Raw genomic sequence first — 24990 nt, 5'->3', positions numbered from 1 at the left:
GCTTCGACGGTCGCCGGCTCCTGCGGCCGGGGCGCGGTCGGGGCCACACCCACACCAGGAACGCGCTCAACCCAGCCATCGAGGGCTGGCCGGACCAGGCATTTAGCGTTGCTACAGACCCGTACGCAGCCCGAACCGCAGCACGGCCCGCTGCCGCGGCGGGGGTGGGGTCGGGGGTACACCCCCCGGTCTGTGCCACCGGGCGCCGCGCGAGTCCAACCACCGGGCTGCGGCCGGCACCCCGCCGGTCTCCAGGGCGTCCAGGAGGTCGGCAACCTCGGCGCGCACGAGCGGCCACGACTGCGGCTCAAGCGCAAGCACATCGTCGCCGTGCAAGTCCTCGGAAACGATCTCCTCATCCGTGGCCTCCCGGTGCAGCCCGGCCCAGGCACGGAGGTCTCTGCTCCAGGTCAGCTGTCGGCGACCGTGCGATGCCTGCTCCCAGCTCCACCACAGCTCCACGTCGTCGGCCAGGCCATCGGCGAGCGCATCACGCAAGATCGCAAACGGTGAACGGTTCCCGTCGCGGCTGACCTTGGTACTCGGTGAGGTCACCTCCAGGGTGATCTTGGACAGGTAGTCGGCTGTGGCCCGGACCGACTCCCCGGCCATCCGCACCACCTGCACGTCCAACCCACCACGATCGGCCACCGCATCGAGATCACGACGACCCAGCGCCCGCGCCCACCGTCCGAACATCCGCCCGGCCAGCTCCCCGGCCAGCTCCACCGAGACCGGCGTGTCGAACATGATCAGGGCGTGGACGTGCAGGTGCCAGCCGTTGGGGCCGTGCGTGGCCTCCACGGTGCGCACCCAGCCCAGCACCCCGAACCGCTCCCGGTCCGCCGTCCAGCCCCGCCCCGAGGTCACCGCACCCCACGCCGCGGACAGCGCGTCCCACAACACCTTGAGGTCGTGGCCCCGGTGGTGGCGCATGGTCAGCGTGAGCAGTGCAGCACCCCCGCCCTGCTCGGCCACGGCGTCCAGCACCACCTGGAGATCGGCGGAGCGGCGGGCGGCGATGCGGCGAGCGCAGACCGGACACGCCCACACCGACCCGCACGATTGCAGCCCCGCCACCCCGGCCCGCCGGCCTCCGGTGGTGGCCGACACCCGCAGCACCGGGCCACCGGCCGAGGTGTGCGACACCCGCCCACAGTTACGCAACCGGGGCAACGACGTGAACCGCCACAACCGCGTCCGCCAGGCCATCGCCACCGCCCGGTTGCGGCGCCGATCCTGCTCCCTCTCCACGTCCGACCGGTCACGGCGACGGCCCCGGGAAGGATTGTCCGCAGTGTTACCGAGGGCGCCCTTCGGGCGCCGGCCCCGCCCCCCGACCTCCGGCCGGGGCGGGGCCAAGGCCAAGGGCATCCCGGCGGTCACCGCGTACCCCCACCGGTCCCGGTCACGGCCGCCACATACGCGCTGTAGGGCATCGGTCGGGTCCGCAGCCGGGTCAACGGCCGGCCCGGGGCAGTCAGCAGGCACACGCCGGCCTCGGCCGTGGCGTGCGCGGCGATCACGTCGGGGTCCACGTCCGGGTGCAGCATGCGCACGGCGTCGGCGGTGTCGACCCGGAACGAGAGCCGGTGCGACGCCTGCCCTCGCTCGAACCCGCCCACGATCGCCGCCTCGGCCCGCTGCGTCACGATCACCACCCGCACGCCGGCCTTGGCGCCCTCGGCCAGCAGGCGGGCGACCAGGGCGCGCGCTTGCTTGCCGGCCGTCTTGTCCGCCCCGTCCAGCAACCGCAACAGCCCCGGCCACTCCTCCAGCACCACCACGAGCAACGGGCACCCCTCGCCGAGGATCACCGCGTCGCGCCCGGCCGGGATCGCCGCCACCCGCTTGTCCATCTCGACCACCAGGGCGTCCAGCACCCGCACATGCGCGGCCGGGTCCCCGGTGCCCACCGACGGTGCGATCGGGCCGCTACGGGCCAACCAGGGCGCCAGCAACAGCCCGGTCGGGTCGCACCCGGTCACCCGGACGTGCGGGAGCCGGCCGAGGCGGGCCAGCACGCGATAGAGCCCGGTCGACTTCCCGGACCGGGTGGCACCCTGCACGATCAGGTGGGCCGCTGCCTCAAGCTCAAGCTCTACCCGGTCGCCGAGCTCATCGCGGCCGAGCTCCACCGCGAACGCGTCCGGGGCGAGCCGGGGCCGAGGGATGCCGGCCAGCGGGTCGGACCGCAGCAAGGTCACCGCCACCTCGGCCCCGACTCCGACCGGTTCCACCCGCACCCCGAACACCCCGAGGTGCGGCGCGAGCCGGCCGGCCACCGCGCGCACATCGGCCACGGTCATGCCCGGCTCCAACGCCACCTTGAGCACCGTGGGCGGGCCGAGGGACACCCCGACCACGGCCGGCGCGATCACGGTCGGGCCGGTCACCGTGGGCACGGTCCGGACCAGGCCCGCACCCTCGGCCGCGCGCTGCCATGCCTCGGCCAGCCGCACGCCCTGCGCCGGCACCCAGGAGCGGGCACGCCGGCCGGCCCGCACAACGCCACGGAGCCGACCCAGCGCGCACCACACGACCAGCAGGGCCACCCACAACCCCACGGCCGTGAGAAACCCGCTCACGCCACCGACGGCCGAGCGACCGGCTCCGCCATCCCGGCGGCCCGCAGCGACACCGCCACCCGCCCGGACTGCCGGTCCACGTACGGCGTGGCGGTCACGTCCCGGAACGCCACCGGCCGCCACTTCGGGCACGCCGGCTCCTCCGCCGCAGGCACCGTGACCCCGACAACCTCGGCTCGCCGCGCGTCGTCGTCGTCCACCAGGACGTCCACCGTCCACAACGGCAGGCCGGTGTCCGGGTCGGTGGCCTGCTGCCCGGACGCGCGGCGAGAGCCGTCGGACAACTCCACGTACTCCGCGCGGGCGCTGACCTTGCCCGTGCCGATCAGCGTGCAGCGGGACAGGTCGACAGGGATCGAACGCATGATGATCTTCTCCAGGGTGGGAACACCCGCAACGCCGGACGGCGCCACGGGACACCCGGGCAGGGCAGAGCACGACCGGCCGCCCGCACCCGAGGTGGGTACGGTCGGTCAGCGAACGGGCCGGTTGGCCGGGTCGAGATCGTCCACGGTGCAACCGAGGTGGCCGGCGTGATCGGCCACCGCACGGAGCAGGAACAGGGCCGGGCGCCGCGGGAGTCGGCCGGCGTCGGCGCACGACTCGCACAACGTCAGACAGTGGATGCCGAGGGCGGAATCCGCCGTGGCGACGATCAGGTCCTCGCCGGTCTGGCAGCGCGCGCACCACAACGCCACCGGGCACCGGGTCGTGTCGTCCGGGTCGACCAGGGCGCCCGGGTGCGGGCCGGCCACCTCCGCCCCCGGCCCATCGTCCGACGCGCCCACGCCGGCCTCCAGGGCGCCCAAGGGCGTCGCTGCGCGATCGGCTCCGCCGACCCTGGACCCCGACGCGGTCACGTAGTCCTGGCCGGTGTCGAAGCTGGCCGGGGAGGTCTGCGGCGGGTCGACGTCGACCGCGTACCCCCGCGCCTCGCCACACTCCCGGTGCGCCCACACCCGGCCGTGGTTCTCGCCGTGGATCATCGGCGTGAGGACACCATCGGCCGCGCCGCAGACCTCGCACTCACACCACCGCGAGCACGCCACCGTGCACGACGGGGCCGGCGGAGAACACCACGCCACGAACCAGCCGTGCAGCGTGCACAACACGGCCACCATGCCGGCCGGCCGGCGCGACGGATCAGTCAAGGGGTTGGGGCGTCCCGAGGACGTCGATACGGTGAGCACGGGGCGACCTCCGGGGTCGTCCAAGGGCCCGGGGTCCCGGTGTTCCAGCACCGGCCGGGCCCGCCTGATGGGGCCCGTTCCCGCAGATAGAGACTCGGCCTGGTTCGTTCGCTCACGACCTGGTCAGAAGCCTGCCAGCACAGCGCTAGCGCCTTACTCACTTCTAATCTCTGGGTCGCAGGTTCGAATCCTGCCGGGGGCACCAGGTCGGACGGCGTACGCCTCTGGCGGAGCACGACAAGTGGGGCGAGTGGTGGGGCGAGTATCGCTACCGTCGCCCCATGGCAGCTGCTCGGAAACCCCGACGCCAGCGCGGTGAGGTCGAGCGGCTTCGCGTCGGCTCCTACCGGGTGCGGGTCTATGTAAGCACCGATCCGCTCTCCGGAAAGCGCCACCGCGCCGACGAGTACGTGGCGGCGGGGCCGCAGGCGGCCAAGGAAGCCGAGAAGGTCCGCACCCGCCTCCTCAACGAGGTCGACTCCGCCGCTGCCGGACCCGCTGCACACGCCGCCGCGGCCGGATCGACCACGGCGTAACTGGCGAACACGACTGCAACCATCGCTGCGCCCCGCACGTATGCAGACCCCTCGGCGCCTCCTACCTGCGCCAGATGCACGTGCTCCTCAACGGCGCCTTCGCACGCGCGGTGAAGTGGCGCTGGATCGGCGTGAATCCCGTCGCTCAGACCCATGGCTGGGGACTACACACCGAACCAGATGCGCGCTTGGACAGCGGTCGAGGCGACCTGTCTGCTCGCGCAAGCGTCTACGGCAAGGCTGTACCCAATGCTCCTGATTCGGGCAGCGGCGTGAGCGAGATAAAGTTGCTAATATGGACTCAGCTACGATTCTCGGCATAGCCGCACTCATTGTATCGATCCTATCGATCGGCGCCTCCGCGATTCTTGCGTACCGACAACTTCGACTCAGCCGCAGCGCGAATCACTCCCCGGCACTAGCCTCGCTCTATACCGAGCTCAGGAACCCTGGGTTTCACGCGCACTACAACTACGTTGTGCATCAACTGGCCTACGACTACCCGCCCGAGCGCGGCGGCTCTTCGGGCCTCCGACCCGAGCTCAGGCTGCTGTTGTCGACGTCGCGTACTACTACCAGAACCTTTCCCACATGATGGAATTCGGCCTGCTCGACCGAAGCGAGGTGCTCCCGATGATCCGTACTCGCATCGTGAACCTATGGGCAGCCATCGAGCCGTACGTTGAGATCGAGCGTCAACGAGCGGCAGTAGCCGGCTCGATCACGGTCCTGATGACCTTGGAACGCCATGCCGTTGCGGGCGAAGAGTTGCCTGACGAGCAGCTTCGTGTCACGCCAAACAAAGAATGATCAGTCCAGTGCAGCCCGCGTTCGAGAGGCTCGCCGCTTAGGTCGTGTCACTGTCCGAGTGGTCGCCTAGTAACTGAACGTCCCCGGGTCTCAGGTCCGGTCGCCAACGCAGGAATCCCACTGGATGGCCCCAGCGACCCTGCTCGTGGCAGCAGCGACACCAAGCTCGACGACAACGCTCGGCTGGACCTGTACATAGTCGATCGGTTCGCTGGGCCGCTGGCCGAAACGGGTCGACGGAATCACTGTCGGCCACGGGTGCTCAGACTCTGCCGCGTGGAGGACTCCCCGCAGGTCCGCGCGAGCACCACTGTCGAGCGGTGTCGTCCGGCCGGTGACTCACAGCCGGCCGTGCACACCGAACCGGTCAACCACCAGCGCGTCGGGCTCCTCAAGCGAGCCCAGCACACCCCCGACGACCGCCTCGGCGGTCAATCGGGCCTTGACCTCCCGCCCCCCGGGGCGCCCGCGGGATCGGTCTGGTCAACGCGCTTGGCCACCACGCATGCCGACGCCGCTCCGCCCACGGCAGCGACCGCAGGTCCGTGCCCTGGCGCGCCATCAACAACCGAGCCCCACCCCGCAGCCCGCTCGCCTCGACCGGCACCGCGCGCAGATAGCGCAGCACCCGCGGGGCGGCCAGGTCCGTGAGCTGCTTGGCCGGGTGGCGCTGGTCGAGCACCTCCACCGCCATGGCCACCGTCCGGTGAGACTGCCCGACCGCGGCACGGTTGACCGGAACGTCGGTGACCGGGCCACCGGGCGGGAGCTCCGCCGGGGCATCGGCGGGGGCGCGGTGCCCGCACGTGGGACACGGGTCGAGGAAGTCCTCGCCGTCGAACACCACCGTGCGGACCGGGCGCAACCGAACACCCGCCGAAGCCTGTTGTCGTGGGGCGTCTCGTTGTGGTCGAGGGTCTGGGACATGGCGGCCTCCAGCAAGGGTCGGCAACAGCGCGAACAGCAGGGGTATGGGGTTGTGGTGGGCTGGTTGCGGGGCGCGGTGCGACGCGCCCGCCCTTGCTACTCCGCGCCCGAGTCCGCCCGGCGAGGCTCACGCTCCAGGGCAGCCCGCAGGCTGTCGGCGCAGTCGATGCGCAGCATCCCGGAACGTGAGACCGGGCGGAGTAAGCGGCCCATCACCAGCCCGGCCGGAAGGCCGGACGGACTCTCTCCGAGAGGAAGGCGTCGAGGCAATGAACTTGCGCTGTGGCGCGGGCAGGCCGCGCACGGCGAGACGCCAGCGGCAAACTGCTGATCGTCGACGAGGCGGGCATGGCCCGGACCGAGAACCTGGTCGCGTCGTCAAGCACGCTAGACGGACGGGGCCACGGTGCTGCTCGTCGGTCAGGATCGACAGCTCGCCGCGGTCGGTCCGGGGGCGGGCTGGCCACCTCGCGGACCGGGCGCTGACCCAACGGCTGAGCGGCGTGCGGAGGTTCAGCGAGGAGTGGGAGTGGGAGGCTTCGCTGCAGCTGCGCGACGGAGCCCGTGAGGCCCTCGACGCGTACGACCGGCACGGGCGCTCGTCGACGACGGGCCACCGGAGCAGGCCGAGGCGCGCCGGTCGGCCGCGGCTCGCCGACACGGTCGCCAATCGGGAGACTGTGCTGCTGGTCGGAGCGAACGAGCCGACTTGACGCTCGCGTCCGCGTCGACGACGCCATGCGGCGCAGGGCCGCACGGTCGACACCGCGCACGCCGTGCTCGGCGGGCAGTCGCCGGCGTGTACGTCGCGATGACCCGCGGCCGAATCGCGGCACGGTGACGCGGCCGGCGGTGTGGGTCAGCAGCTGCCGGATGCGCAGCTGACCGCCACGCGCGTCACCACTGCGCAGACAACGGGTGCACCGACCGCGAGACAACCTCACTGCGGCCGCGCGCACCGAGGCGGCGGCGGTCGGAGCGGAGGGCATTAACCCTCGCGCTCGCTCGTCGTGTCCGGGTCGTCGGGGGCGATGGTTGACGTGACCAACGCCCGCGCGGCCCACTGCTGGACGCGCAGGATCTCGTCGGACTCGAGTCCGCAGATGTCACGCAGCACGATCGTCGACTCGATACCGATGACGACCGTGAGGGCGTGGACCAAGCGGTCGAGCGCATCCGGATCCAGACTTCCCTGCAGCGGAGCCAGCGCGCGCTCGACGTACTCCAGGCGTCGCCTGGGCCGCGGCGGCACCCCCGGTTCGATCGCGCCCCGGTCGATCGTGAAGCGAATCATCTGCCGCAGCAGCGGCTCGTTGTCCAAGGTCATCTGCGACAGCGCGTCCACGAGCCGTGTCACGCGGTCGACCACGGGCTCGTCGGCCCGACCCGCCTCGATCGACAGTTCCATGTTCTGCCGGGTCGCCTCCAGCGCGGCCTCAACGGACAGCTGCTCCGCGCTCGGGAAGTACCGGTACGCGGTGCGACGGGAGATCTCGGCGGCGTCGGCGACCTCGGCGACGGACGGGCGCTGCCCGTCGGCGATCAGTCGGCCGGCCACCTCGACGAGCGCCTTCCGCGTCCGACGCTTCTGATTGTCGCGACCCATGCCCGTTGACTCCTGCTCGATCTCGGCCGTACTGTCACATCTGTGCCACGAAGGCATTGAAGTGTCATAGTAGCAACGCTGTGCCACGAGGCGACCGGAAGGAAGTCTGATGACCGAGCAACAGACCCCCTCTGCACCGGGCCTCGTCGTAGGTCCGCAGGACGGCCGGGAGCTGCCCTTGATCGGGCAGGTCAAGGTGAGCAGTGCGCAGACCGGCGGCGCATTCGAGGTGATCGAGTTCCGGGGCAACGCCGCCTGCCCACCCCCGCACGTCCACCGTGAGCGTGAGGAGTGCATCCATGTGCTCGACGGCCAGTTCACGTTCACGCTCGGCACCGAGGAGATCGAGGCGGTACCCGGCAGCTGGGTGCTCGTTCCCCGTGGCACCCGGCACGGCTTCAGAGCGAGCGCCGACGCTCACGCGCTGATCCTCGTCACGCCGGCGGGACTCGAGGGCTTCTTCGCCGAACTCGGCGGCGGCCTGGCGGCCGGCATGTCCAGCCAGGAGCTCCGCGCGGCTCTCAAGGGACGGTTCGACTCGATTCCGGCGTGACGTTGCGACCCCTCACGTGCAGCGGGGATCGAGGCCCTGCCTCCGCGCTCTCCGCAAGCACCCCGGCGGGTCGGCGGCGAGCCGTGTGTCGGGCCTTCCGGTCCGACGCCCGAGTGTCCTGCCCGCCCTGTCTCAGCCGAGCGGGCCCGAACCTACGAGGCCACGCTCTCGATGGGACAAGCGGATCACGTCCGGCGAACCGGTCGCTCCTGGTAGGTGACAGGGACCGAGACGATGGGCTCGTCGAGGCTTCCGTCGTTCCGACGCGCGACCGCTCGGACATAACCGAGATGCCGCCCGCGGTCGACGGTGAGGCCTCGATCTCCACGGTGTTGTCCGGCGCGACGGCGTGCTGCCAGTCCAGCCAGCATCGCCAGCCGTCGGGCATCGCGTCGGCGAGCTCGACGGTGGCGACGCCGCTTCGTTCCCAGTGCCGCCGCCACCAGTCCGGCGAGTGCAGGCAGCTCAAGCTGGGCTCCCACCACGCCTGCAGGTACTCCGGTGGCGCGCCGTCGATCTCCTGGGTCAGTCCGGCGCCCGCGATGCCGATGGCGGCGCCGGGCCGCACGAATCGGGCGAGGTAGCTCAGGTACAGGTCGTCCGTGCCGTAGTAGACGTAGGAGTCGATGCTGACGACCGCGTCGAAGAATTCCTCGGCGAACGGCAGCGCCCGGGCATCGGCATGGATCGGGAAGACGGCGTCGGCCACGCCGGCGTCGCGGATGCGCTGCGCCCGTTCGTCCACGCTGAACCACAGGTCCGTGGCCCACACCTGCACCCCGTACTCCTGATGCAGGAAGATCGACGAGGCGCCGCGGCCGCAGCCGAGGTCCAGCACACGCATTCCCGCATGCAGCGGCATCGCCGCGGTGAGCCACTCGGTGAGCCACAGCGAGTTCGCTCCGCCGCTGATCGCCGCGACGATCCACTCCGGGTCGTAACGGGAGCTGCGGGGAAAGCGGTCAGACGCGAACGGGTCGGACGAACCGCTCATCGCCGGTCACCCGGCTGATCGGGCGGCGGGAGGTCGGAAGTAGCGGAGGTGAGGCCTGCGGGGACCGAGGCCGTGTCGACGGTGGGCATGTGGCGAGTCTGACCGCAACTGCGCGGTCTCGACCAGCATGCAAGCCTCCCCCCGCCCGCAGCGCCCACTCGGCGTCTCACCTGAAGGACGTTGAGCAGACTTGGCGGGCTAGCGCTGCGGCATGGGGGGCCGGTGCTGGTTGGCCGGCTGCTGCCAGGGCCGTCGGAACAGCAGGATGATCGAGCCGTTCTTGGCGTGCATGTCGGCGTACTGCATCATCTGCAGGCCTCAGCCCACCGCCTCGATGGCTTCGATGACCTGGGCGGTGTCGGGGACCGGGCCGGACATCGTGGCCATTCTCAGCGGGATGTTCTGGTTCACACGAACACCGAGTGGCCCTCCTGCCAGGCCCGCGTCGCGTTGTCGGTGGCCAGCTTGGCCTCCGTGTCCCTGATCCAGCCCATGCCGCTGCGTTCTCCTTGATCGACGAACCTTGCGTCTCCTCGTGATGAGGACGCACCGCGCCGTTGCAGGGGTCCTGCTCACTCCTCGCGTGCCCGCTGTGATCAGGCGGCCGACCGGGAACTGGGCGCTGCTCCCGGGCATGGTGGCTACCAACAACCCGCGCGGAGCTACGTCGTTTTCCGGAGTCGAGGCGAGTGGCGCTGCGCGAACTCGGCACACTGACGACGTGCTCGACAAGGTCGGAGACCGGGCAGTGCCGATCGCGGCGCTCCGCGGAGCCCGAACGTCTCTGGACTCGAGCGGAGGTGCTCCCGCGGCCCTCCCCCGCGCCGGCACAGCCCGAGGTCTACGGCTGGCACTTCACCAAGCGAGAACCGCGGACACCCGTTCCACTCTCATCTCTCGGCCCTGCGAGCCGAAGCACGGGACCGAGCCGCGCGTCAGGGAGCGCCGGGACGAGTTTCGTTACTAGGCATTATGCATTGGCGCCGACGTGATTACGCTGCAACACCCGACCCCGCGCGCTCCGGGAGGCCTCGTGCCCTCGCTCTACGAGTTCGCCGGCGGCGAAGCCGCCCTGCACCGGCTCGAGCAGACCTTCTACGACAGCGTGCTCGCCGACCCGGTGCTGCAGCCGCTGTTCGGCGCCGGCCGCGCGTCACACGTCGACCACCTGACCGCGTTCACCGCCGAGTCCTTCGGTGGCCCTGACCGCTTCTCCCGCGAGCTCGGCTTCGCGCACCTCATCGACGTCCACCGCGGCCTGAAGATCACCGACCGGCAGCGCGAACGCTTCGTCGAGCTGTACCTCGCAGCGCTCGACGCGGCGGACATGCCGACCGATCCCGACTTCCGCCAGGCCGTGCGGGAACACCTCGAGTTCGGCACCCGGGTCGCCCAGCAGAACTCCCACGCCACCACGGACGACGAGCTGCACCCGCTGCGCGAGGTGCCCCGCTGGACGTGGCGGGGCGACCAGGAAGACCTTCCCGAGGGAGCACGATCTGCGTCGGTCGGGCGAAGCTAGCGATGGTTGCCGACGCGAGGACGAAGAGACGCCGCCTGTCATATATGGCGTTCTCGGCTCGACACTTGATCGGGCCCTTCATGGTCCCCCCATGAGCCCCTGTGAAGGGCGACCACGGCGGGTGGTGTGAAGACCCTCGGCTTCTCCGAGGTCACGCCGCTGGCGAGCGGCTACCAGGGCCGCCCGCCCTGCGGCGGCCGAACTGTCAGTATGTGGGTCGACAGCCGACCGGTTTCGCCGACGGCTACTCCGACGAGGTCCTCCAGGCGTGCCGCGCCAGCGGGTCAAGACCGCCCGCCGGCGCGTCCGCGAGTTCTCGAAGCGCCCCGGCTGCCTCCTCAGGGCCGCGCTCGACGGTCCCCGCGATCGATCCGAGTGCCCTGATCGCCGGGCCAATGACCGAGCTGCCGTCTTCCGCATGGCGCCACGGACGGCGGCGCGTGGGCCGCCAGTCGGACTGCGGCCATCCGCTCCCTACGGGCGTACTCGGATGACTGTCTTCCCGTTGCGTCGCGTGGTCGGGTTGAGGGCCTCAACGCCATCATCGATGCTCGCGACGTGTCCGATGTTTGTCCGCAGCCGTCCGTCCCGCACCCGCTGCACTATCTCACCCAGTTCGGCACGGTCGGCCTCGACAACGAAATCCACCGCCAGGCCGTCAATGGGCCGCGCCTCGACCGGGCCGACGATGGACACCAGTGTTCCTCCGGCCTTGATCAGGGCGGCGGACCGCTTCTGAACGTCGCCGCCGATGACATCGAAGACGAGATCGACGCCTCCGACGTCTTTCAGCGCGTCGTTCTCGAGGTCGACGAACTCATGAGCACCGAAGTCGAGTGCCTTCGCACGGTCCGCGGCGCGTCCGGTGCCAATGACGTAAGCGCCAGCTTCACGTGCGAGCTGGGTCACCATCGTTCCGACTGCCCCGGCCGCGCCATGGGCGAGGACGGTCTGGCCAGCCTGAAGCCTGCCGTGCTGGAACAGCCCTTGCCACGCGGTCAAACCTGAGATTGGCAGGGACGCGCCCACTGTGAAGTCGACGTCGCCGGGCAGCGGTGCGAGGTTGCGTGCTTCGATCGCCACGTACTCCGCAAGGGTGCCATCGCGGTGCCAGTCGGCGAGGCCGAACACCCGTTGCCCGACCGACAGCCCCGTCGTGCCGTAACCGAGGGCGGTGACCACCCCGGCCAACTCGTGGCCGAGGATCGACGGTGTCTTGTCGCGGCCAGCGCGATCAGTCCAGGTCGACGGCCATTCCACCTCCGTCGGGACGAAGCCCGACGCATGAATCTGAACGACGACGTCGTTGATCGCTGCGGCCGGCTCAGGCCGTTCCGTCAACGTCATCCCGGCCGCTCCCGCGGCCTGGTCGGTCACCACAATTGCCTTCATTGAACTGTCCCCGTTCCTCGCGTGTGTTGTCGGTTTCTGCTTTCCTGGTGCGCGTTCAGAGAAAGGTGAACAGCTGATCGGCGTCGAACCGCGAGATCGGGTTGGCGTACACCCTCTGCGGGTCGGGGTAGCCGAGGGCCAGCAGGACCGTCGTGCTGTGTCCGGTCTCGCGGATCTTGAACGCCTTGTCGACACTCGTCGGGTCGAACCCTTCCAGCGGCGTGGCCTCCACGCCGAGCTCAGCGGCCGCCATCATGGTCATGCCCACCGCCATGTAGGTCTGCTTCTCCATCCAGTGGTTCAGGTCCTTGTAGCCATAGTTGCGCAGGTTGAGGAAGTCTCGAGTCATCGATTCCCACAACTCCTGCTTTGACGGATCAGGGAACCGGCCGTCGGCCCTCTCCTTCGCGAACACCGCCTCGATGTGACTGTCAGGCACGTCTGCCCGGGTGGTGAGGATGATGGTGTGCGACGCGTTCAGGATCTTCTCGCCGTTGTCCTGAAATCGTTCACCCAAGTTGTCGGCGAGCCGCTCTTTGCCTTCGGGCGTGGCGAGGACATAGAAGTGGTTGGGCTGTACGTTCACCGATGACGGGGTGGAGCGCAGGAACCTCAGCAGCCGCTGAAGGGTTTCCTTCGGGATGGTCCTGCTGGGGTCGAAATACCTAGTGAGGTGCTTGTTCATGATCTTGTCAATATCCATATCAATCTACCTCTTCTTGCGGTGAGTCGGTGAGGAGCGGGGGTTCGCGCGGCCTGGGCTAGTCCGTGTCGCGGGCAAGTAGGCCGCTGACGCGCTCGAAGTTGATTCCTGTCGTCGCGGCGGTGAGGTCACCCGCGACGAGAGCTCTGGTGGCACGTTCGAGTGCCGCCATTGCGTGGGTGTAGAGCGCCGGCCCCAGGCTGATGCGCTTGACCCCGGCCTTCTGTAGTTCTGCGACGGTCAGGATCTTGTCCGCCGGCGAGATGAGGACGTTGACGGGTGTCGGCGCGACGGCGGTGACGATCGCGACGAGTGCGTCGAGGTCGGGTGGGTACGGGGCGTACAGCACATCCGCGCCGACCTCGGCGAAGGCCGTCAGACGCTGGATGGTGTCGTCGAGATCGGGCCGCCCCTGGATGAAGTTGTCGGTGCGGCCGGTGATGACGATGCGTCCCTTGCCGGCGTCGACGGCACTACGCATGCGGTTGACAGCATCGTCGAAGTCGCGGATCGGTTGATGAGGATTGCCTGAGGTGTCTTCGATCCCGATACCAGCCAGGCCGGACGCCACGGCGGCTTCCACGGTCGCCGCGACGTCTTCCATCGTGTCGCCGTAGCCGTCTTCGAAGTCACCGTTGACGGGCAGCCCGGTGAGTTGACCCAACAGCCGCGCATGCTCGAGGTGCTCGCCACGGGTGACTTGGTGACGCCCGTCGGACCGGCCGAGCGTGGCAGCGAACGCCGCTGACGATGTCGCGATCGCCTCGAAGCCGGCATCGGCCAGCATCAGCGCCGAGAGGCCATCCCATGCGTTCGGCATGACAAAGCCACCGTCGCGGGTGTGCAGTGCCATGAATCGCTCATAAGGCTCGGAGCCCGGCATACCGACCTTCCCATATGATCGTTGGAGACAGTAACGGATGGAGCGGTGAGGAACATCGCTTCGACGAGGACGGCGTCGCTCGTCCCGACGTAACGCGGCGGTGATGCCGATGCCGGCTTGGTTGACGTTGTTGAGGAAGTCGGTCAGCAGGATCTGCACCGCCACCGTGATGATCGCCGGATCTGCGGGTCGGCCCAGCGCTCACCCCAGACAACCACCGCAGCGCGGCGCTCCCCTGAACAGGGCCGCGACGGCTCAAACCCGACAGGCCGACGGGTCGGCCGCCCTCGGAGAGAAAGAGCTGACACACGGGGACGGGAGGTGCCGCTATCGGCCGCGGCGGCAGCATACTGTCTAGTGACGCTGACCAGTTCCTCTATCGAGAAGATCGGAATACTCGGGGTTTACAGCCACGAAGTCGTCGACGAACGTGCAGTAGTTGGTCAACCGCAAGCCCCGTGCCCGGGCGTCATCGAGAGCGTATCGCACGAGCCCGGTCGCGACCCCTTTGCCACGGTGCTCCTCCTGGACGACGGTGTGAGTGAAGATCAGTCGGTCGCCCTTCCGTCTGTACACCAGCATGCCTACGACAGTCCCATCGACTGAGGCATCGTAAGATCCGGTTTCGGGGTTATCGCTCACGGTCACGTTCAACATGAGTGGCGCTTTCGGTGAGTTGTCGGGACCGAGCGGCAAGGGCAAGTGATCGCCCTGAGCATCCGGTGAAGCCCGGCCATCGCCTGGTATCCGGCGACAATCCATGCCGGTAGGTAGGCGACAATGATGATCAAGCCACGGTCAGATTCGATAGGGTGTGGAGCGCGTCGGTGCAGTCCGACGATCATCTAAGGCAGCTCCTCCGTATCAGCCACGTCAGGACGGTTGCAGAGCCGGCGAAGGCGGCAGCGACCGCGGCCGCAAGAACCAACCCACCTGCGACGGCGGCGAGGCCGATCAAGAGGCACGCCATTGATACGGCAATTGCAACAGCAGCGCGCACCACCCCCGGCGGAGCTCCTTGCCCGTTGTTCGTGGCCTCCGGCCAGACGCCATCGCCACTACCAAGGAGGCGCTCGAGCTCAGCCAGCGCGAACTGCTCGCCCGGACTGAGCGGTTGGACGCCGTGGTCGTCGAGGCTCATGTCGCCCTCCGAAGATGCGCTCAGTGCGCCCGTGGGTCGTCGTCTGGCTCGGCCTCGCGATTGCCCCTGTGTGCGAGATACTCAGACGCTGTAGCCACCTGTCCGGCATGCGCCTCGGCCCGTGCCCGCTCGACCAGGTGCGGGTAGTGCAGCTCGAACGCCGGGCGCTCCGAGCGGATGCGCGGCAGCTCGGTGAAGTTGTGCCGCGGCGGCGGGCAGCTCGTGGCCCACTCCAGCGAGTTCCCGAATCCCCATGGGTCGTCGACGGTCACGACGCGGCCGAAGCGGTAGCTGCGGAACACGTTCCAGATGAAGGGCAGGGTCGAGGCGCCCAGGACGAACGCACCGATCGAGGAGATCATGTTGAGTAGGGTGAATCCGTCGGTCGGCAGGTAGTCCACATAACGGCGCGGCATGCCCTCGTTGCCCAGCCAGTGCTGGACGAGGAAGGTCATATGGAAGCCTATGAAGGTGAGCCAGAAATGGAGCTTGCCCAATCGTTCGTCGAGCATCCGGCCGGTCATCTTCGGGAACCAGAAGTAGAGGCCCGCGTAGGTCGCGAACACGATCGTCCCGAAGAGCACGTAGTGGAAGTGCGCCACCACGAAGTACGTGTCGGACACGTGGAAGTCGATCGGCGGGGAGGCGAGCAGCACGCCGGTCAGGCCGCCGAGCAGGAACGTCGCGAGGAAGCCGACCGAGAACAGCATCGGCGTCTCGAACGTGAGCTTGCCCCTCCACATCGTGCCGATCCAGTTGACGAACTTGATGCCCGTGGGGATGGCGATGAGGAACGTCGTGAAGGAGAAGAAGGCCAGCAGCACCGCGCCGGTCGCGTAGAGATGGTGCGCCCACACCGCGATGGAGAGGGCCGCGATCGCGATCGTCGCGAACACGAGCGTTCGATACCCGAAAAGGGGTTTGCGGCTGAAGACCGGCACGACCTCCGACACGATCCCGAAGAACGGCAGGGCGATGATGTAGACCTCGGGGTGGCCGAAGAACCAGAACAGGTGCTCCCAGAGGATTGCGCCGCCGTTGGCCGGATCGAAGTTGTGCGCCCCTAGGTGTCGATCGGCGGCCAGACCGAGGAGGGCTGCCGTCAGGACCGGGAACGCCACGAGAACGATCAACGCCGTGACGAAGATGTTCCACGTGAAGATGGGCATGCGGAACATCGTCATGCCGGGGGCGCGCAGACAGACAACGGTGGTTATGAAGTTCACCGCGCCCAGGATCGTTCCCAGTCCGGACACGGCCAGGCCCATGATCCACAAATCGGCACCTGCGCCGGGTGAGTGTGTGGCGTTGGTGAGCGGGCTGTAGGCGAACCAGCCGAAATCAGCGGCACCGCCCGGTGTGAGGAAGCCCGAGAGCACGACGAGGCTGCCGAACAGGAACAGCCAGTACGAGAACGCATTCAGCCGCGGAAACGCCACGTCCGGGGCGCCGATCTGCAACGGCACGATGTAGTTGGCGAAGCCGAAGAGGATCGGCGTGGCATAGAGCAGCAGCATGACCGTGCCGTGCATGGTGAACAGCTGGTTGTACTGCTCGCTCGACAGGAACTGCTGTCCCGGACGGGCGAGCTCGGCCCGGATGAGCAGCGCCATCACGCCGCCGATCATGAAGAACGTGAACGACGTGACCAGGTAGAGGATCGCGATGTCCTTCGGGTCTGTTGTGCCCAGACGCCTGAGGAAACCCGACCCCTTCGGGGTCGGACGGTACTGCACGACAGGAACCGGACCGGGAGCGACGTCCGTCATGGCTGAACCCCTCAGCGGTCCTGAACAGAGCCCACGGCCGGCCCGGTGCCCTGGACGATGTTCCCGTTGAGTCCGTCGGGGTAGAAGCCGCCGGAGGAGCCCGCTTCGGCGTCGAGGTAGACGACGTTGAGGATCTGCGCAGCGCTCCTGCCGAATGCACGGCCGTACTCATCGGTGGGGACCAGGTTGGCCTCGTCCTTGGTGCCGAGATCCTGATCGTCATCGGCGGGGCCGCTGACTGCGTTGCGAACCGCAGAAATCTTGTGCACGGCGTCGAACACCGAGTCGTCCGCGAGCCCTTCACTGAACAGTGTGGCCCGCACGATCCCGGCGTGGTAGGCCTCGGTAGCCAGCAGGCCTGCTGCGGCGTCCAGGTAGGTCTTGTTGGAGATGAACGGTGCCGCACCCTTGAACGCGGTGACTCCGACATCTTCGAAGAGGAAGGCAGCGAAGAGGAAGTTGCGGTCGTTCGCATAGGCGTCGAAGATCTCCCCGGGCTGGATCAACCCGGCAGCGGTCGCCGCGGCGGTGAAGCTGCGGTCAAGGGAGATCGTTGGGCGCGCAGCGGCCGCGTCACCGAGTGCGCTGCGCAGGAACGCAACGTGGGCTCGCTCGTCCATGGCGATCTCGCGGGCGATGTTCTTGATCAAGGGACTACGGAACTCGACCTGTCGGCCGCCGCACACCTGGCCGGGCTTCCCCGTCCCACCGACCATGTCGTCGGGCAGTCCCTGACCGGTTGCGCCACGAAGGTAGAACTCGGCTTCCAAGTACTCCAGGTTGAGCGCGAAGTTCAGGATCGAAGCGTCACTCGGCCCACCTTCATCAGTCGTGGTCGTCGCTGTGCCAGTGGTGGCTTCGGCAACCATGCCGGCGAGCTTGGCGCGGTCTGCTGCGGTCTCGGCGCTACGGTTGATGGCGTTGTCGATGAAGCGGTTCTCAGACATCCTGTCTCCTGTGCTGTTCGATGATGACGGTCGCGGCTGGAGGGCACGTCGCTGTGATCTTGGGTGGCTTCGAGACCACCGCTACCTTCCCGGCGAAGGGGAAGAACCTGGTCTGCTGAGCAGCTGGAAGGGTGTTCGAGGTCGAGCCGGCGCAGGAACGTCTGCCACCAGCGATCCAGATCCGCCGGTGTGGCGCCGGTGATCGGGCCAACACCGACTTCGGGTCGCGGTCGCCGGGCAGCGGGTCGGATGGTCGCCTGGCCGGACCGACGCATAGACGACGTGTCGGTGCGGACCGTGTGCCCCCCTGCTCGTGGCGGGGCGTGCCGACGTTGACCGACACGAGCACGGCCATGAGGGATGCATTCCTCTTCAAACTCCGGCTTTCCAGCCGGCCGGATCGACGTCTGGGCGGAGGAGCGTGTGTACGCGGGCGCGCAGCGCCGGGACGGCCTCCTCGGCGAACCACGGGTTGCGGGACTGCCAACGGAAGTTCAGTGGTGAGGGGTGGACGAGAGGCATGCGGTCGGGAAGGTAGTCGCGGAACGCCCGGACCGTGTCGGTGAGCTTGGCTCCGGCGGGTTCGGGCAGGTAGTGCTTCTGGGCGTAGCGGCCGATCAAGACGGTGAGGCGGACGTGTGGGAGTTCCGCGAGGAGCCGTGGATGCCAGCGTCGTGCGACTTCAGGACGGGGCGGCAGGTCGCCGTGCGCGGCCTTACCCGGGTAGTAGAAGTCCATCGGCAGAATCGCGAAGATCGTCGGATCGTAGAACTGGTCGTCGGTGACCCCGAGCCAGCGCCGCAGCGTGACGCCGCTCGGGTCGTTCCACGGGATTCCGCTGTCCTGCGCACGTGTTCCCGGGGCCTGCCCGATGAGGACGATTCGGGCGGCCGGATGCGCGGTGTAGATCGGCTGCCGGCCTGCGGCGCTGGCGCCCCGGTTGGCCGGGTCGGCGATGATCTCCTCGCGGATCCGCTGCAGCGCCGGACTCGTCCCCGGCGCCGACCCCTGCATGGTGGCGATGTCAGGCCGGCCGCGACGACGGCTGCGACGCGACGTCACCGCGTCGCGGCAGCACCCAGTCCGGCCGTGGGAAGTGGCAGGTGTAGCCGTGGGGGTAGCGCAGCAGGTAGTCCTGGTGTTCGGGCTCGGCCTCCCAGAACGGCCCGGCCGGCGTGACCTCGGTGACGACCTCCCCCGGCCACAGCCCGGAGGCGTTGACGTCGGCGATGGTGTCCTCGGCGACCCTGCGCTGTTCGTCGTCGAGGTAGAAGATCGCCGACCGGTAGGACGTTCCCACGTCGTTGCCCTGCCGGTTCGCCGTGCTGGGATCGTGGATCTGGAAGAAGAACTCCAGCAGGTCGCGGTAGGAGATGGCGGACGGGTCGTAGGTGATCTCGATGGCCTCGGCATGCGAGCCGTGGTTGCGGTAGGTGGCGTTGGGGGTGTCACCGCCGGTGTAGCCCACGCGGGTGGACAACACGCCGGGGCGTGCCCGGATGAGATCCTGCATCCCCCAGAAGCAGCCTCCGGCGAGAACTGCCCGCTGCTGTTCGGTCATCATCGTGTTCCTTTCTCGTCGCGATCGGAGCCGGTCGGCGTGGTCGGTCGGTCGTGCTCAGACGTCGTCGGGATCGCGCACGATGTGAATGGCCGCTTCCTCGGCGCTGGCAGCCCCGCCATCCCTTCCCACGTCGACGGCGTTCAGATAGGCGAAGTCGTCCCACTCCCCGGCGGCCTCGACGTCGACCAAGCGTCCCGAGCGGTCGACGCCGACTTCGTCGTCGTAGAGCTCGCCGTCCGTGCCGGCGGTGTCGCCGAGTCCGTCGCCGTCGTCGGTGTCCGTGAGGTCGGGCAGCTCGCGGGCCAGGCGGCCGGCGAGGCTCTCGTGCTCGTGCGCCTCCCGCGCCGTGACGCCGTAGTGCTCCCGCTCCCACGGTCGTTCGGGCACCGTGTAGCCCTCGTCGAGGAGATCGACCCCGCGCCCGTCGAGGGTCTCGTCGTCCTCGAGCAGGCCGTTGTCGATGTCGACCCCGTCCACGCCGTCGCTGTCATCGCTCATGTCATCGTCCTGTCGACGCGCCGGCCCGGCGGCCCGGGCGGCTTACGATCTCGTGCTGGGGCTCCGGGCCGCTCATCCCGAGAACCCGAACCGCTCGACCCTGATCCGTTCAGCGGGCACACCAGCCGCTGCGACCAGTTGGGTGGCAGCATCGCAGAAGGCACTGGACCCACAGACGTAGACGTCGCGGTCCCGGTCCCCGTCCAGAGCGGTAGCGACGTCCCGGGCCGTCAGACGACCCGGCGGACGAAGGTGCCCGTCGGGAACGGCGCGCGTGAAGACGACCGAGGTGTCCGGTCCCGGAATCTCGCAGGAGTAGTACAGGTCCTCAGGGCGGCGCACCGAGACGACAAGCCGGAACAGATCAGGCTGGTCCAGCTTGCGGGCGTGGCGCAGCATCGACATCAGCGGCACGAGCCCGGTACCGCCGGCCACTCCGAGTGCGGGCCGGAGGTTCCAGGCGAAGTGACCGCCGATCGGGCCCCGCACCTCGAGCGTGTCTCCCACCTCGACGGCCTCGTTGAGGAAGCCCGACACCTCGCCACCCTGCAGGATCTCGACGGTGAGGTCGAGCTCCGCCGAGTTCGACGGCGCGCTGGCGATCGAGTAGGACCGCTGAGCTCGGTACCCGTCTGGGGCGGTCAGGCGCACGACGAGGTGTTGGCCGGCCCAGAACGAGCACGGTCGGGCCAGCACCAGGGTGAAGGTCTTCGCGGTCGGGGTCTCTTGGCAGATGCCGGTCACCCTGGCGGACTGCCAGGGCCCCGGGTGGGGCGGCGCTGCGGGAACGCTGGCCATCAATCCCCCTGGTAGCGCTGCTCGCGCCACGGGTCACCCCTGTCGTGGTAGCCGCGCACCTCCCAGAAGCCCGGCTGGTCCTCGGCGAGCAGTGTCAGGCCCGCCACCCACTTCGCGCTCTTCCAGAAGTAGAGGTGGGGCACGAGGAGCCGCGCAGGACCGCCGTGGACGTCGGTCAGCGGGACGCCGTCGACGTCCCACACGACCCAGGCCTTGCCGCCGGTGAGGTCCTCGAGCCGGAAGTTGGTGGTGTAACCGGTATGAGATCTTGCCAACGCGAACGCTGCACCGTCACCGACTCCCGCCGCGTCGAGGAGGGTGTCGACCGAGACACCGTCGAACCGCATGCCGAACTTCGACCACGTGGTCACACAGTGAATGGCGCCTTCGTACCGAGAGACCGGCAACGCATGGATCTCATCCCAGTTCCAACGGACCGGCTTCTCGACCAGACCGTCGATCTCGAAGCTCCACCTAGCGGTGTCAATGCTGGGGGTCGACTCGGCGTGCAGAACCGGCCAGTCCATACCGACGTCGTACTGGCCGGGAGGCAGCCGTGCATCGCGGGCACCCCGGCGGCGGCCGGTGAATCCCCTTGTCAACGCCATTAATAGTACCTTTCGGTGTCGTCACCGGCGCTCGGACGGCGGGCCTCGGCGCCGGGCAGGATGGCCGACAGCGGCCCAGACGGACCGAATATGCCGCCGCGAGACTGGACTGTCAAGTCCGATTACGTGACTGCAGTGCGGCCCGAGCGGCGCCAGCTCGCCGCCCGGGCGCGCCATCAGCGCGTGCCCGCCGGGCCTCGATGCTGTCGAGCGCAAGGTCCAGCGCCACCGCCATCGGACGCGGGCTGCGGGCCACCTGAGAGAGCAGGTAACCGCCCTGATACGCGGCCATGAGTCCAGTGGCGAGCTCACTCGGGTCGACACCGGCGTCAAGCTCGCCCCGCTCCTGCATCCGCCTCAGCCCGGCCGCGAGAGAGGACTCCCACGACCGGAACGCGGCCTCGATCAGAATCCGGTGCGACTCCGACCGGTCCGCGAGCTCGCTGGACAGCGAACCGACAGCGCACCCGTTGGCACCCCGAGCTTTCTCGACGAACCACACCACCGCGTCGCGCCACCGCCGCAGACCGGCGAGCGACGCCAGCCGCTCGAGGTAGGGCTCCTGGAACTCCAGCACCCGCGCGATCTGCAACTTGATGACAGCGGCGACCAGAGCCTCCTTGTCGGCGAAATAGTGGTAGAGCTGCGACTTGCTCGTACCCGACGCGTCGATCACCTGGTCCACGGTGGTGGCGGAAACACCTGCAGCATGCATGAGATCCGCGGCAGTCCGGACGATGCGGTCCCGAGTCAACGCTCCACGCGCAGTCAGCCGCGGCGCAGGAGACTGGGGTCCGACACTGGTCACGACGGTCATGCTAGTCCGGTCGAAGGCCAAAAGGAGTACTTGACAGTCCACTTCTGGCCTCCTGTGTTCGCCGCGGATCAGATCAGACTTCCTGTGCCGCCTTGACATCGTCCGCGAGGGCGGCGCCCGTCGCCTTGATCGCGTCGGACGGCGTCGTCGGACTCCACTACCGCACTGCATCAAATCTCCTGTGCGCCGTCGTGACCGGTCAGGCCCCTGGCAACGCTGCCAGGAATCAGGAAGAGTGGCGTCGACCGTGATCACCGGCCGTCTCCGTATGCGCCGGGTTGACAGTCGGGGCACAGCGGCGACGTGCAGCCGGTGCAGGGCGGGACGTCGAGGGGTTGGATGCGGAAGTGGTTGGCCGGGTCGACATCGACCGGCACCATGCGGTCGTCGAGCGACACGCGGACGCACATGGTCGTGGCGGTGATGACACCGCCCTCGACGTACCGCCGCAGGTGGGGGTCGAACACCTGAACCCGTTGGGCGGGCTGGTAGTGGGTCATGCCGCGATCCGTTCACGAAGGCGGGGCTTGTCGCCGCGGAGCTCGCTCTCGTCAGCGGCCTGTCCGAGCAAAGGGGCGCGCGTCACAGGTGATGATGCGGGCCTGGATGAGCCGTTCGACGGCCTGGCCGGGGTTCGGGTCGGGGCGGACGTCGAGGGATCCGCAGGCCTTGATCCGCTCGATCCCGGACAGCGGCTCTCCTTCTCGCAGGCTGCCGCGACGACGGCGGCGTTGACGGCGGAGGCCTTGACGCACTCGCTGGCGGCGGACGCGGCCGCATCGACCTCCTTCATGCGGGCCTCGAGGATGGCGGGGACGGTGGGCTCGATTTCCGGCGGTAGGTCAGGCACCGGCAGCCGCCTCCTCGGAGTGCTGCCACTGCGGGTGCTCGCCATCGCGCCACACCGACGGGTCGCCGCCGTAGTCGACGCCGCCGTCGGAGCGGACACGGAGATGCTCATGCCGCACCGCCTGACTGGGCGCGAATCTGCGCGGCGGCGAAGCGGAGCTCCGCCACGACCTCCCGGTCACCGGCGTGGTCCGACCACTCGTAGACGTCCTCGGCTTCCCGGAACCCGAGCGCCTTCATCGCGGTGGCCATCACGAGATGCGGGTGGTCGGGCTCGGTGACACCGGTCTCGGGGTCGTACTCGCTGACCCCGACGAACGCCTTCTCAGCGCCGATGCCGTCGCGGTACCCAGACACGACCGCGAGCGCGCCCACTGTGCAGCAGGGCGTGCCGGGCTCATACGGCTGGAACAGAGCCCTCGTCCAGTAGTCGCCTACCTCCAGGCCATCGGTCTCGATGAGTGTGGCGGCCTGGTCGATGAGATCGGCGACTTGTGCGGGTGACAGGTCACCGCTGATCGGCGGATCGGACACTTTTGTTGCCATTACGGGTTCCACTCATGGGTCGGGTCAGTTGGTGTGGATCGGGCCGCGTCGCGCCAGGCGGTCGGGCCCTATGCGCTGTTCAGCGGGCCTGTCGGCTGATCCGACCGATGCCGGCGGTGAGAGCGTGGCTTTTACGCTGCGCCTGCCCTGCGCGGCTTCGGCGGTCTAGAAGCAAGCCGAGTGTTCACCGGGCGCTGTCGAGGCGCTGCCGGGCTCGGATCGCCTTCTGAACAAGTCGTTCATGCCGTCACCACGGTGGCTGTCCGGCGCAGGTGCAGCCGAAGGTCGACGGCTTCCGAGTCGGGCATGAGAACTCCAGTGGGGATCGACCAGTGAACCGTCGCATCGAGGTTCAGGGCCGGCTGAGCTGGCTGGTCCGCCGGTTAGCGGCAGCCACCACGCCACCCGGCGGACGTCGATAGAGACGGAGAAAGAAGCCCTCTTCTCGGCGGGCACTCGAATGTCGCACGTAGCGAAGCACGACATTCGGGCCGTGCAGGAAGTACGCCTTTCGCGGCCGCGCGTCGATGCCGTCCTTCGGGACGAGCGCTGCTGCCGAGATGTTGTTGATGTCGGTTGCTCCACAAGCCGACCGGGGAGGTTTCCTCGAACCTCCCTCGACCCAGAGAGTGCGGCAAGTCCGGTTGGCATGCCCCCAAGGGTCGTCACCGGAGCGCGGCAAGTCCGCCCGGCGAGCGGCACTGTGCTTTACCCGGAAGCAGGATTATCACTTACCTGGTGGCAGGCACGCGCCTGTTCGCCGTGTGGCCCCTGAAACCGACGTTCAAGCGAGCGAACGCACGAGAACGTGAGGTGCCCGCACTTCGGCAAAGGGGCACGGACGCGGGGTCAGTTGCTGTCGAGGAACGTGAGGACGGCCAGCACGCGCCGGTGGCTTTGCGCAGCCTCTGCGATGCCCAGCTTCGTGAGGATGCTGCGGACGTGCTTCTCGATCGTCCCCTCGGCCAGCCACAGCCGGTGGGCTATCCCGGCGTTGGACAGGCCCTCGGCCATCAGCGCGAGAACTTCACGCTCTCGTGGTGAGAGGGGCTGCAGGGGGTCCTTGGCCTGACGGGCGGCGAGCAGCTCCTGCACGAGCGCGGGATCCACGACGGAGGCGCCCTTGATGATCCGATCCAGCGTGGAGAGGAAGTCCTCGACGTCGCTGACGCGGTCCTTGAGCAGATATCCCATGCGCTGCCCGCCTCTGAGCAGCTCGGTGGCCTGCTCGACCTGGACGTGCCCCGACAGGACCAGGATCGCGGTGTCGGGCAACTCCTGCCGGATGGTGCGGGCCGCGTCCAAGCCCTCGGTGGTGTGCGTGGGCGGCATCCGGATATCGACGATCACGAGATCCGGGTTCAGCCGCAAGACGTGGGCCATCAGCTCGGTGTGCGTGCCGTAACGTCCGACGATGTCGAACCCGGCCCCCGCGAGCAGGCTGGCCAGGCCCTCACGCAGCAAGACGTCGTCCTCGGCCACCACTACTCGAGCGCGGCTCTCCGCCATGTACACGATTATTGACCGGCCCACGCCCGTGTTCCACAGATGATCGCGGTCCGCCGACACGTCCGGCAGCGTTGGGCATTCAGTCGGCGAGATCGCTGGCGGATCCGACCCGTCGCGACGATGCAGCAGCTCTTACCGCCCGCGACATCCATCGCCGACACGCGGCAGGCCGTGCCCTTCAACAGTGGCTACCGACCGGAGGTGGGCAGCGGCGGCGACCAGCGCGCAATGAGCAGAGTC

Annotated in this window: 26 protein-coding genes; 4 read left to right on the top strand and 22 right to left on the bottom strand. The window is 68.6% G+C overall.

Annotated elements, in window-relative coordinates; all coding sequences use genetic code 11:
- Positions 1 to 111: 111 nt before the first annotated feature.
- From ACQP04_RS09880 to ACQP04_RS09865, 4 genes are all read right to left on the bottom strand, one after another.
- Positions 112 to 1122 carry a protein rep gene (locus tag ACQP04_RS09880; protein WP_433506759.1) on the bottom strand — a complete coding sequence of 337 codons (1011 nt, stop codon included), beginning with the start codon at positions 1120 to 1122 and terminating at the stop codon, positions 112 to 114.
- A 260-nt stretch (positions 1123 to 1382) separates the two neighbouring features.
- On the bottom strand, positions 1383 to 2588 hold the full coding sequence (locus ACQP04_RS09875) for an FtsK/SpoIIIE domain-containing protein (protein WP_433506758.1): 1206 nt from the start codon (positions 2586 to 2588) through the stop codon (positions 1383 to 1385).
- The gene (locus tag ACQP04_RS09870) at positions 2585 to 2953 is read right to left on the bottom strand and encodes a hypothetical protein (protein WP_433506757.1); all 369 of its coding nucleotides are present in this window, start codon (positions 2951 to 2953) and stop codon (positions 2585 to 2587) included. The genes ACQP04_RS09875 and ACQP04_RS09870 overlap by 4 nt, the downstream gene beginning before the upstream one ends.
- A gap of 108 nt (positions 2954 to 3061) precedes the next feature.
- Positions 3062 to 3574 (bottom strand): hypothetical protein, encoded by a 513-nt coding sequence (locus ACQP04_RS09865; protein ID WP_433506756.1) that lies wholly within the window; start codon positions 3572 to 3574, stop codon positions 3062 to 3064.
- Between the two features lie 485 nt (positions 3575 to 4059).
- Between ACQP04_RS09865 and ACQP04_RS09860 the strand changes: the two genes are divergently transcribed.
- Together ACQP04_RS09860 and ACQP04_RS09855 are read left to right on the top strand one after the other, a co-directional pair.
- Positions 4060 to 4314, top strand: a complete 255-nt coding sequence (locus ACQP04_RS09860) for a hypothetical protein (RefSeq protein WP_433506755.1) — start codon at positions 4060 to 4062, stop codon at positions 4312 to 4314.
- Between the two features lie 591 nt (positions 4315 to 4905).
- Positions 4906 to 5124, top strand: a complete 219-nt coding sequence (locus ACQP04_RS09855; protein WP_433506754.1) for a hypothetical protein — start codon at positions 4906 to 4908, stop codon at positions 5122 to 5124.
- A gap of 1915 nt (positions 5125 to 7039) precedes the next feature.
- Here ACQP04_RS09855 and ACQP04_RS09850 read toward each other — a convergent pair.
- The gene (locus ACQP04_RS09850; RefSeq protein WP_433506753.1) at positions 7040 to 7609 is read right to left on the bottom strand and encodes a TetR/AcrR family transcriptional regulator; all 570 of its coding nucleotides are present in this window, start codon (positions 7607 to 7609) and stop codon (positions 7040 to 7042) included.
- A 157-nt stretch (positions 7610 to 7766) separates the two neighbouring features.
- Between ACQP04_RS09850 and ACQP04_RS09845 the strand changes: the two genes are divergently transcribed.
- Positions 7767 to 8210 carry a cupin domain-containing protein gene (locus tag ACQP04_RS09845; RefSeq protein WP_433506752.1) on the top strand — a complete coding sequence of 148 codons (444 nt, stop codon included), beginning with the start codon at positions 7767 to 7769 and terminating at the stop codon, positions 8208 to 8210.
- On the opposite strand, the gene ACQP04_RS09840 is transcribed toward ACQP04_RS09845, so the two are convergent.
- On the bottom strand, positions 8179 to 9204 hold the full coding sequence (locus tag ACQP04_RS09840) for an SAM-dependent methyltransferase (protein ID WP_433506751.1): 1026 nt from the start codon (positions 9202 to 9204) through the stop codon (positions 8179 to 8181). The two genes, ACQP04_RS09845 and ACQP04_RS09840, sit on opposite strands and share 32 nt — an antisense overlap.
- A 1033-nt stretch (positions 9205 to 10237) precedes the next feature.
- Here ACQP04_RS09840 and ACQP04_RS09835 point away from each other — a divergent pair.
- Positions 10238 to 10726, top strand: a complete 489-nt coding sequence (locus tag ACQP04_RS09835; RefSeq protein WP_433506750.1) for a group II truncated hemoglobin — start codon at positions 10238 to 10240, stop codon at positions 10724 to 10726.
- 474 nt (positions 10727 to 11200) lie between these two features.
- Here ACQP04_RS09835 and ACQP04_RS09830 read toward each other — a convergent pair whose 3' ends face one another.
- From ACQP04_RS09830 to ACQP04_RS09755, 16 genes are all read right to left on the bottom strand, one after another.
- Positions 11201 to 12118 (bottom strand): NADP-dependent oxidoreductase, encoded by a 918-nt coding sequence (locus ACQP04_RS09830; protein ID WP_433506749.1) that lies wholly within the window; start codon positions 12116 to 12118, stop codon positions 11201 to 11203.
- A gap of 55 nt (positions 12119 to 12173) precedes the next feature.
- The gene (locus ACQP04_RS09825; RefSeq protein WP_433506748.1) at positions 12174 to 12803 is read right to left on the bottom strand and encodes a nitroreductase family protein; all 630 of its coding nucleotides are present in this window, start codon (positions 12801 to 12803) and stop codon (positions 12174 to 12176) included.
- A gap of 76 nt (positions 12804 to 12879) precedes the next feature.
- Positions 12880 to 13863, bottom strand: coding sequence for an isocitrate lyase/PEP mutase family protein (locus tag ACQP04_RS09820; protein ID WP_433506747.1), 984 nt, complete (start codon positions 13861 to 13863; stop codon positions 12880 to 12882).
- A gap of 195 nt (positions 13864 to 14058) precedes the next feature.
- Positions 14059 to 14286 carry a GNAT family N-acetyltransferase gene (locus ACQP04_RS09815; protein ID WP_433508337.1) on the bottom strand — a complete coding sequence of 76 codons (228 nt, stop codon included), beginning with the start codon at positions 14284 to 14286 and terminating at the stop codon, positions 14059 to 14061.
- Positions 14287 to 14545: 259 nt separating this feature from the next.
- Positions 14546 to 14845, bottom strand: a complete 300-nt coding sequence (locus tag ACQP04_RS09810) for a DUF3040 domain-containing protein (RefSeq protein ID WP_433506746.1) — start codon at positions 14843 to 14845, stop codon at positions 14546 to 14548.
- A gap of 20 nt (positions 14846 to 14865) precedes the next feature.
- Positions 14866 to 16614, bottom strand: a complete 1749-nt coding sequence (ctaD, locus tag ACQP04_RS09805; RefSeq protein WP_433506745.1) for an aa3-type cytochrome oxidase subunit I — start codon at positions 16612 to 16614, stop codon at positions 14866 to 14868.
- An 11-nt stretch (positions 16615 to 16625) separates the two neighbouring features.
- On the bottom strand, positions 16626 to 17561 hold the full coding sequence (locus ACQP04_RS09800; protein ID WP_433506744.1) for a ferritin-like domain-containing protein: 936 nt from the start codon (positions 17559 to 17561) through the stop codon (positions 16626 to 16628).
- A 372-nt stretch (positions 17562 to 17933) separates the two neighbouring features.
- Positions 17934 to 18575 carry a uracil-DNA glycosylase family protein gene (locus ACQP04_RS09795; protein WP_433506743.1) on the bottom strand — a complete coding sequence of 214 codons (642 nt, stop codon included), beginning with the start codon at positions 18573 to 18575 and terminating at the stop codon, positions 17934 to 17936.
- 10 nt (positions 18576 to 18585) lie between these two features.
- On the bottom strand, positions 18586 to 19125 hold the full coding sequence (msrA, locus tag ACQP04_RS09790) for a peptide-methionine (S)-S-oxide reductase MsrA (RefSeq protein ID WP_433506742.1): 540 nt from the start codon (positions 19123 to 19125) through the stop codon (positions 18586 to 18588).
- 54 nt (positions 19126 to 19179) lie between these two features.
- Complete coding sequence (locus tag ACQP04_RS09785; protein ID WP_433506741.1) at positions 19180 to 19623, bottom strand: DUF5709 domain-containing protein; 444 nt, start codon at positions 19621 to 19623, stop codon at positions 19180 to 19182.
- A gap of 72 nt (positions 19624 to 19695) precedes the next feature.
- Positions 19696 to 20367, bottom strand: a complete 672-nt coding sequence (locus tag ACQP04_RS09780) for an FAD-binding oxidoreductase (protein WP_433506740.1) — start codon at positions 20365 to 20367, stop codon at positions 19696 to 19698.
- A gap of 53 nt (positions 20368 to 20420) precedes the next feature.
- Positions 20421 to 21029: a molybdopterin-dependent oxidoreductase gene (locus ACQP04_RS09775; RefSeq protein ID WP_433506739.1), complete on the bottom strand. Its 609-nt coding sequence runs from the start codon at positions 21027 to 21029 to the stop codon at positions 20421 to 20423.
- Between the two features lie 112 nt (positions 21030 to 21141).
- Positions 21142 to 21837, bottom strand: a complete 696-nt coding sequence (locus ACQP04_RS09770) for a TetR/AcrR family transcriptional regulator (protein WP_433506738.1) — start codon at positions 21835 to 21837, stop codon at positions 21142 to 21144.
- Between the two features lie 260 nt (positions 21838 to 22097).
- Positions 22098 to 22346 carry a hypothetical protein gene (locus ACQP04_RS09765; RefSeq protein WP_433506737.1) on the bottom strand — a complete coding sequence of 83 codons (249 nt, stop codon included), beginning with the start codon at positions 22344 to 22346 and terminating at the stop codon, positions 22098 to 22100.
- Positions 22347 to 22803: 457 nt separating this feature from the next.
- Positions 22804 to 23229: a DUF6197 family protein gene (locus tag ACQP04_RS09760; protein ID WP_433506736.1), complete on the bottom strand. Its 426-nt coding sequence runs from the start codon at positions 23227 to 23229 to the stop codon at positions 22804 to 22806.
- An 861-nt stretch (positions 23230 to 24090) separates the two neighbouring features.
- Complete coding sequence (locus ACQP04_RS09755) at positions 24091 to 24750, bottom strand: response regulator (RefSeq protein ID WP_433506735.1); 660 nt, start codon at positions 24748 to 24750, stop codon at positions 24091 to 24093.
- Positions 24751 to 24990 lie beyond the last annotated feature (240 nt).

It is taken from the genome of Pseudonocardia halophobica (assembly GCF_050948485.1).
In the GTDB taxonomy this organism is placed as follows: Bacteria; Actinomycetota; Actinomycetes; order Mycobacteriales; family Pseudonocardiaceae; genus Pseudonocardia; species Pseudonocardia halophobica.
This window is presented reverse-complemented; position numbering and strand designations above follow the sequence as displayed.

Excerpts from the sequence above, each read along its gene's own strand:
- ACQP04_RS09795 (WP_433506743.1), bottom strand. The coding sequence starts at position 18,575 with ATGCAGGGGTCGGCGCCGGGGACGAGTCCGGCGCTGCAGCGGATCCGC.
- ACQP04_RS09865 (WP_433506756.1), bottom strand. The coding sequence starts at position 3,574 with ATGATCCACGGCGAGAACCACGGCCGGGTGTGGGCGCACCGGGAGTGT.
- ctaD (WP_433506745.1), bottom strand. The coding sequence starts at position 16,614 with ATGACGGACGTCGCTCCCGGTCCGGTTCCTGTCGTGCAGTACCGTCCG.
- ACQP04_RS09840 (WP_433506751.1), bottom strand. The coding sequence starts at position 9,204 with ATGAGCGGTTCGTCCGACCCGTTCGCGTCTGACCGCTTTCCCCGCAGC.
- ACQP04_RS09755 (WP_433506735.1), bottom strand. The coding sequence starts at position 24,750 with ATGGCGGAGAGCCGCGCTCGAGTAGTGGTGGCCGAGGACGACGTCTTG.
- ACQP04_RS09830 (WP_433506749.1), bottom strand. The coding sequence starts at position 12,118 with ATGAAGGCAATTGTGGTGACCGACCAGGCCGCGGGAGCGGCCGGGATG.
- ACQP04_RS09860 (WP_433506755.1), top strand. The coding sequence starts at position 4,060 with ATGGCAGCTGCTCGGAAACCCCGACGCCAGCGCGGTGAGGTCGAGCGG.
- ACQP04_RS09855 (WP_433506754.1), top strand. The coding sequence starts at position 4,906 with ATGATGGAATTCGGCCTGCTCGACCGAAGCGAGGTGCTCCCGATGATC.
- ACQP04_RS09800 (WP_433506744.1), bottom strand. The coding sequence starts at position 17,561 with ATGTCTGAGAACCGCTTCATCGACAACGCCATCAACCGTAGCGCCGAG.
- ACQP04_RS09845 (WP_433506752.1), top strand. The coding sequence starts at position 7,767 with ATGACCGAGCAACAGACCCCCTCTGCACCGGGCCTCGTCGTAGGTCCG.
- ACQP04_RS09825 (WP_433506748.1), bottom strand. The coding sequence starts at position 12,803 with ATGAACAAGCACCTCACTAGGTATTTCGACCCCAGCAGGACCATCCCG.
- ACQP04_RS09765 (WP_433506737.1), bottom strand. The coding sequence starts at position 22,346 with ATGACCCACTACCAGCCCGCCCAACGGGTTCAGGTGTTCGACCCCCAC.
- ACQP04_RS09785 (WP_433506741.1), bottom strand. The coding sequence starts at position 19,623 with ATGAGCGATGACAGCGACGGCGTGGACGGGGTCGACATCGACAACGGC.
- ACQP04_RS09870 (WP_433506757.1), bottom strand. The coding sequence starts at position 2,953 with ATGCGTTCGATCCCTGTCGACCTGTCCCGCTGCACGCTGATCGGCACG.
- ACQP04_RS09775 (WP_433506739.1), bottom strand. The coding sequence starts at position 21,029 with ATGGCGTTGACAAGGGGATTCACCGGCCGCCGCCGGGGTGCCCGCGAT.
- msrA (WP_433506742.1), bottom strand. The coding sequence starts at position 19,125 with ATGATGACCGAACAGCAGCGGGCAGTTCTCGCCGGAGGCTGCTTCTGG.
- ACQP04_RS09815 (WP_433508337.1), bottom strand. The coding sequence starts at position 14,286 with ATGCTGGTGTACAGACGGAAGGGCGACCGACTGATCTTCACTCACACC.
- ACQP04_RS09810 (WP_433506746.1), bottom strand. The coding sequence starts at position 14,845 with ATGAGCCTCGACGACCACGGCGTCCAACCGCTCAGTCCGGGCGAGCAG.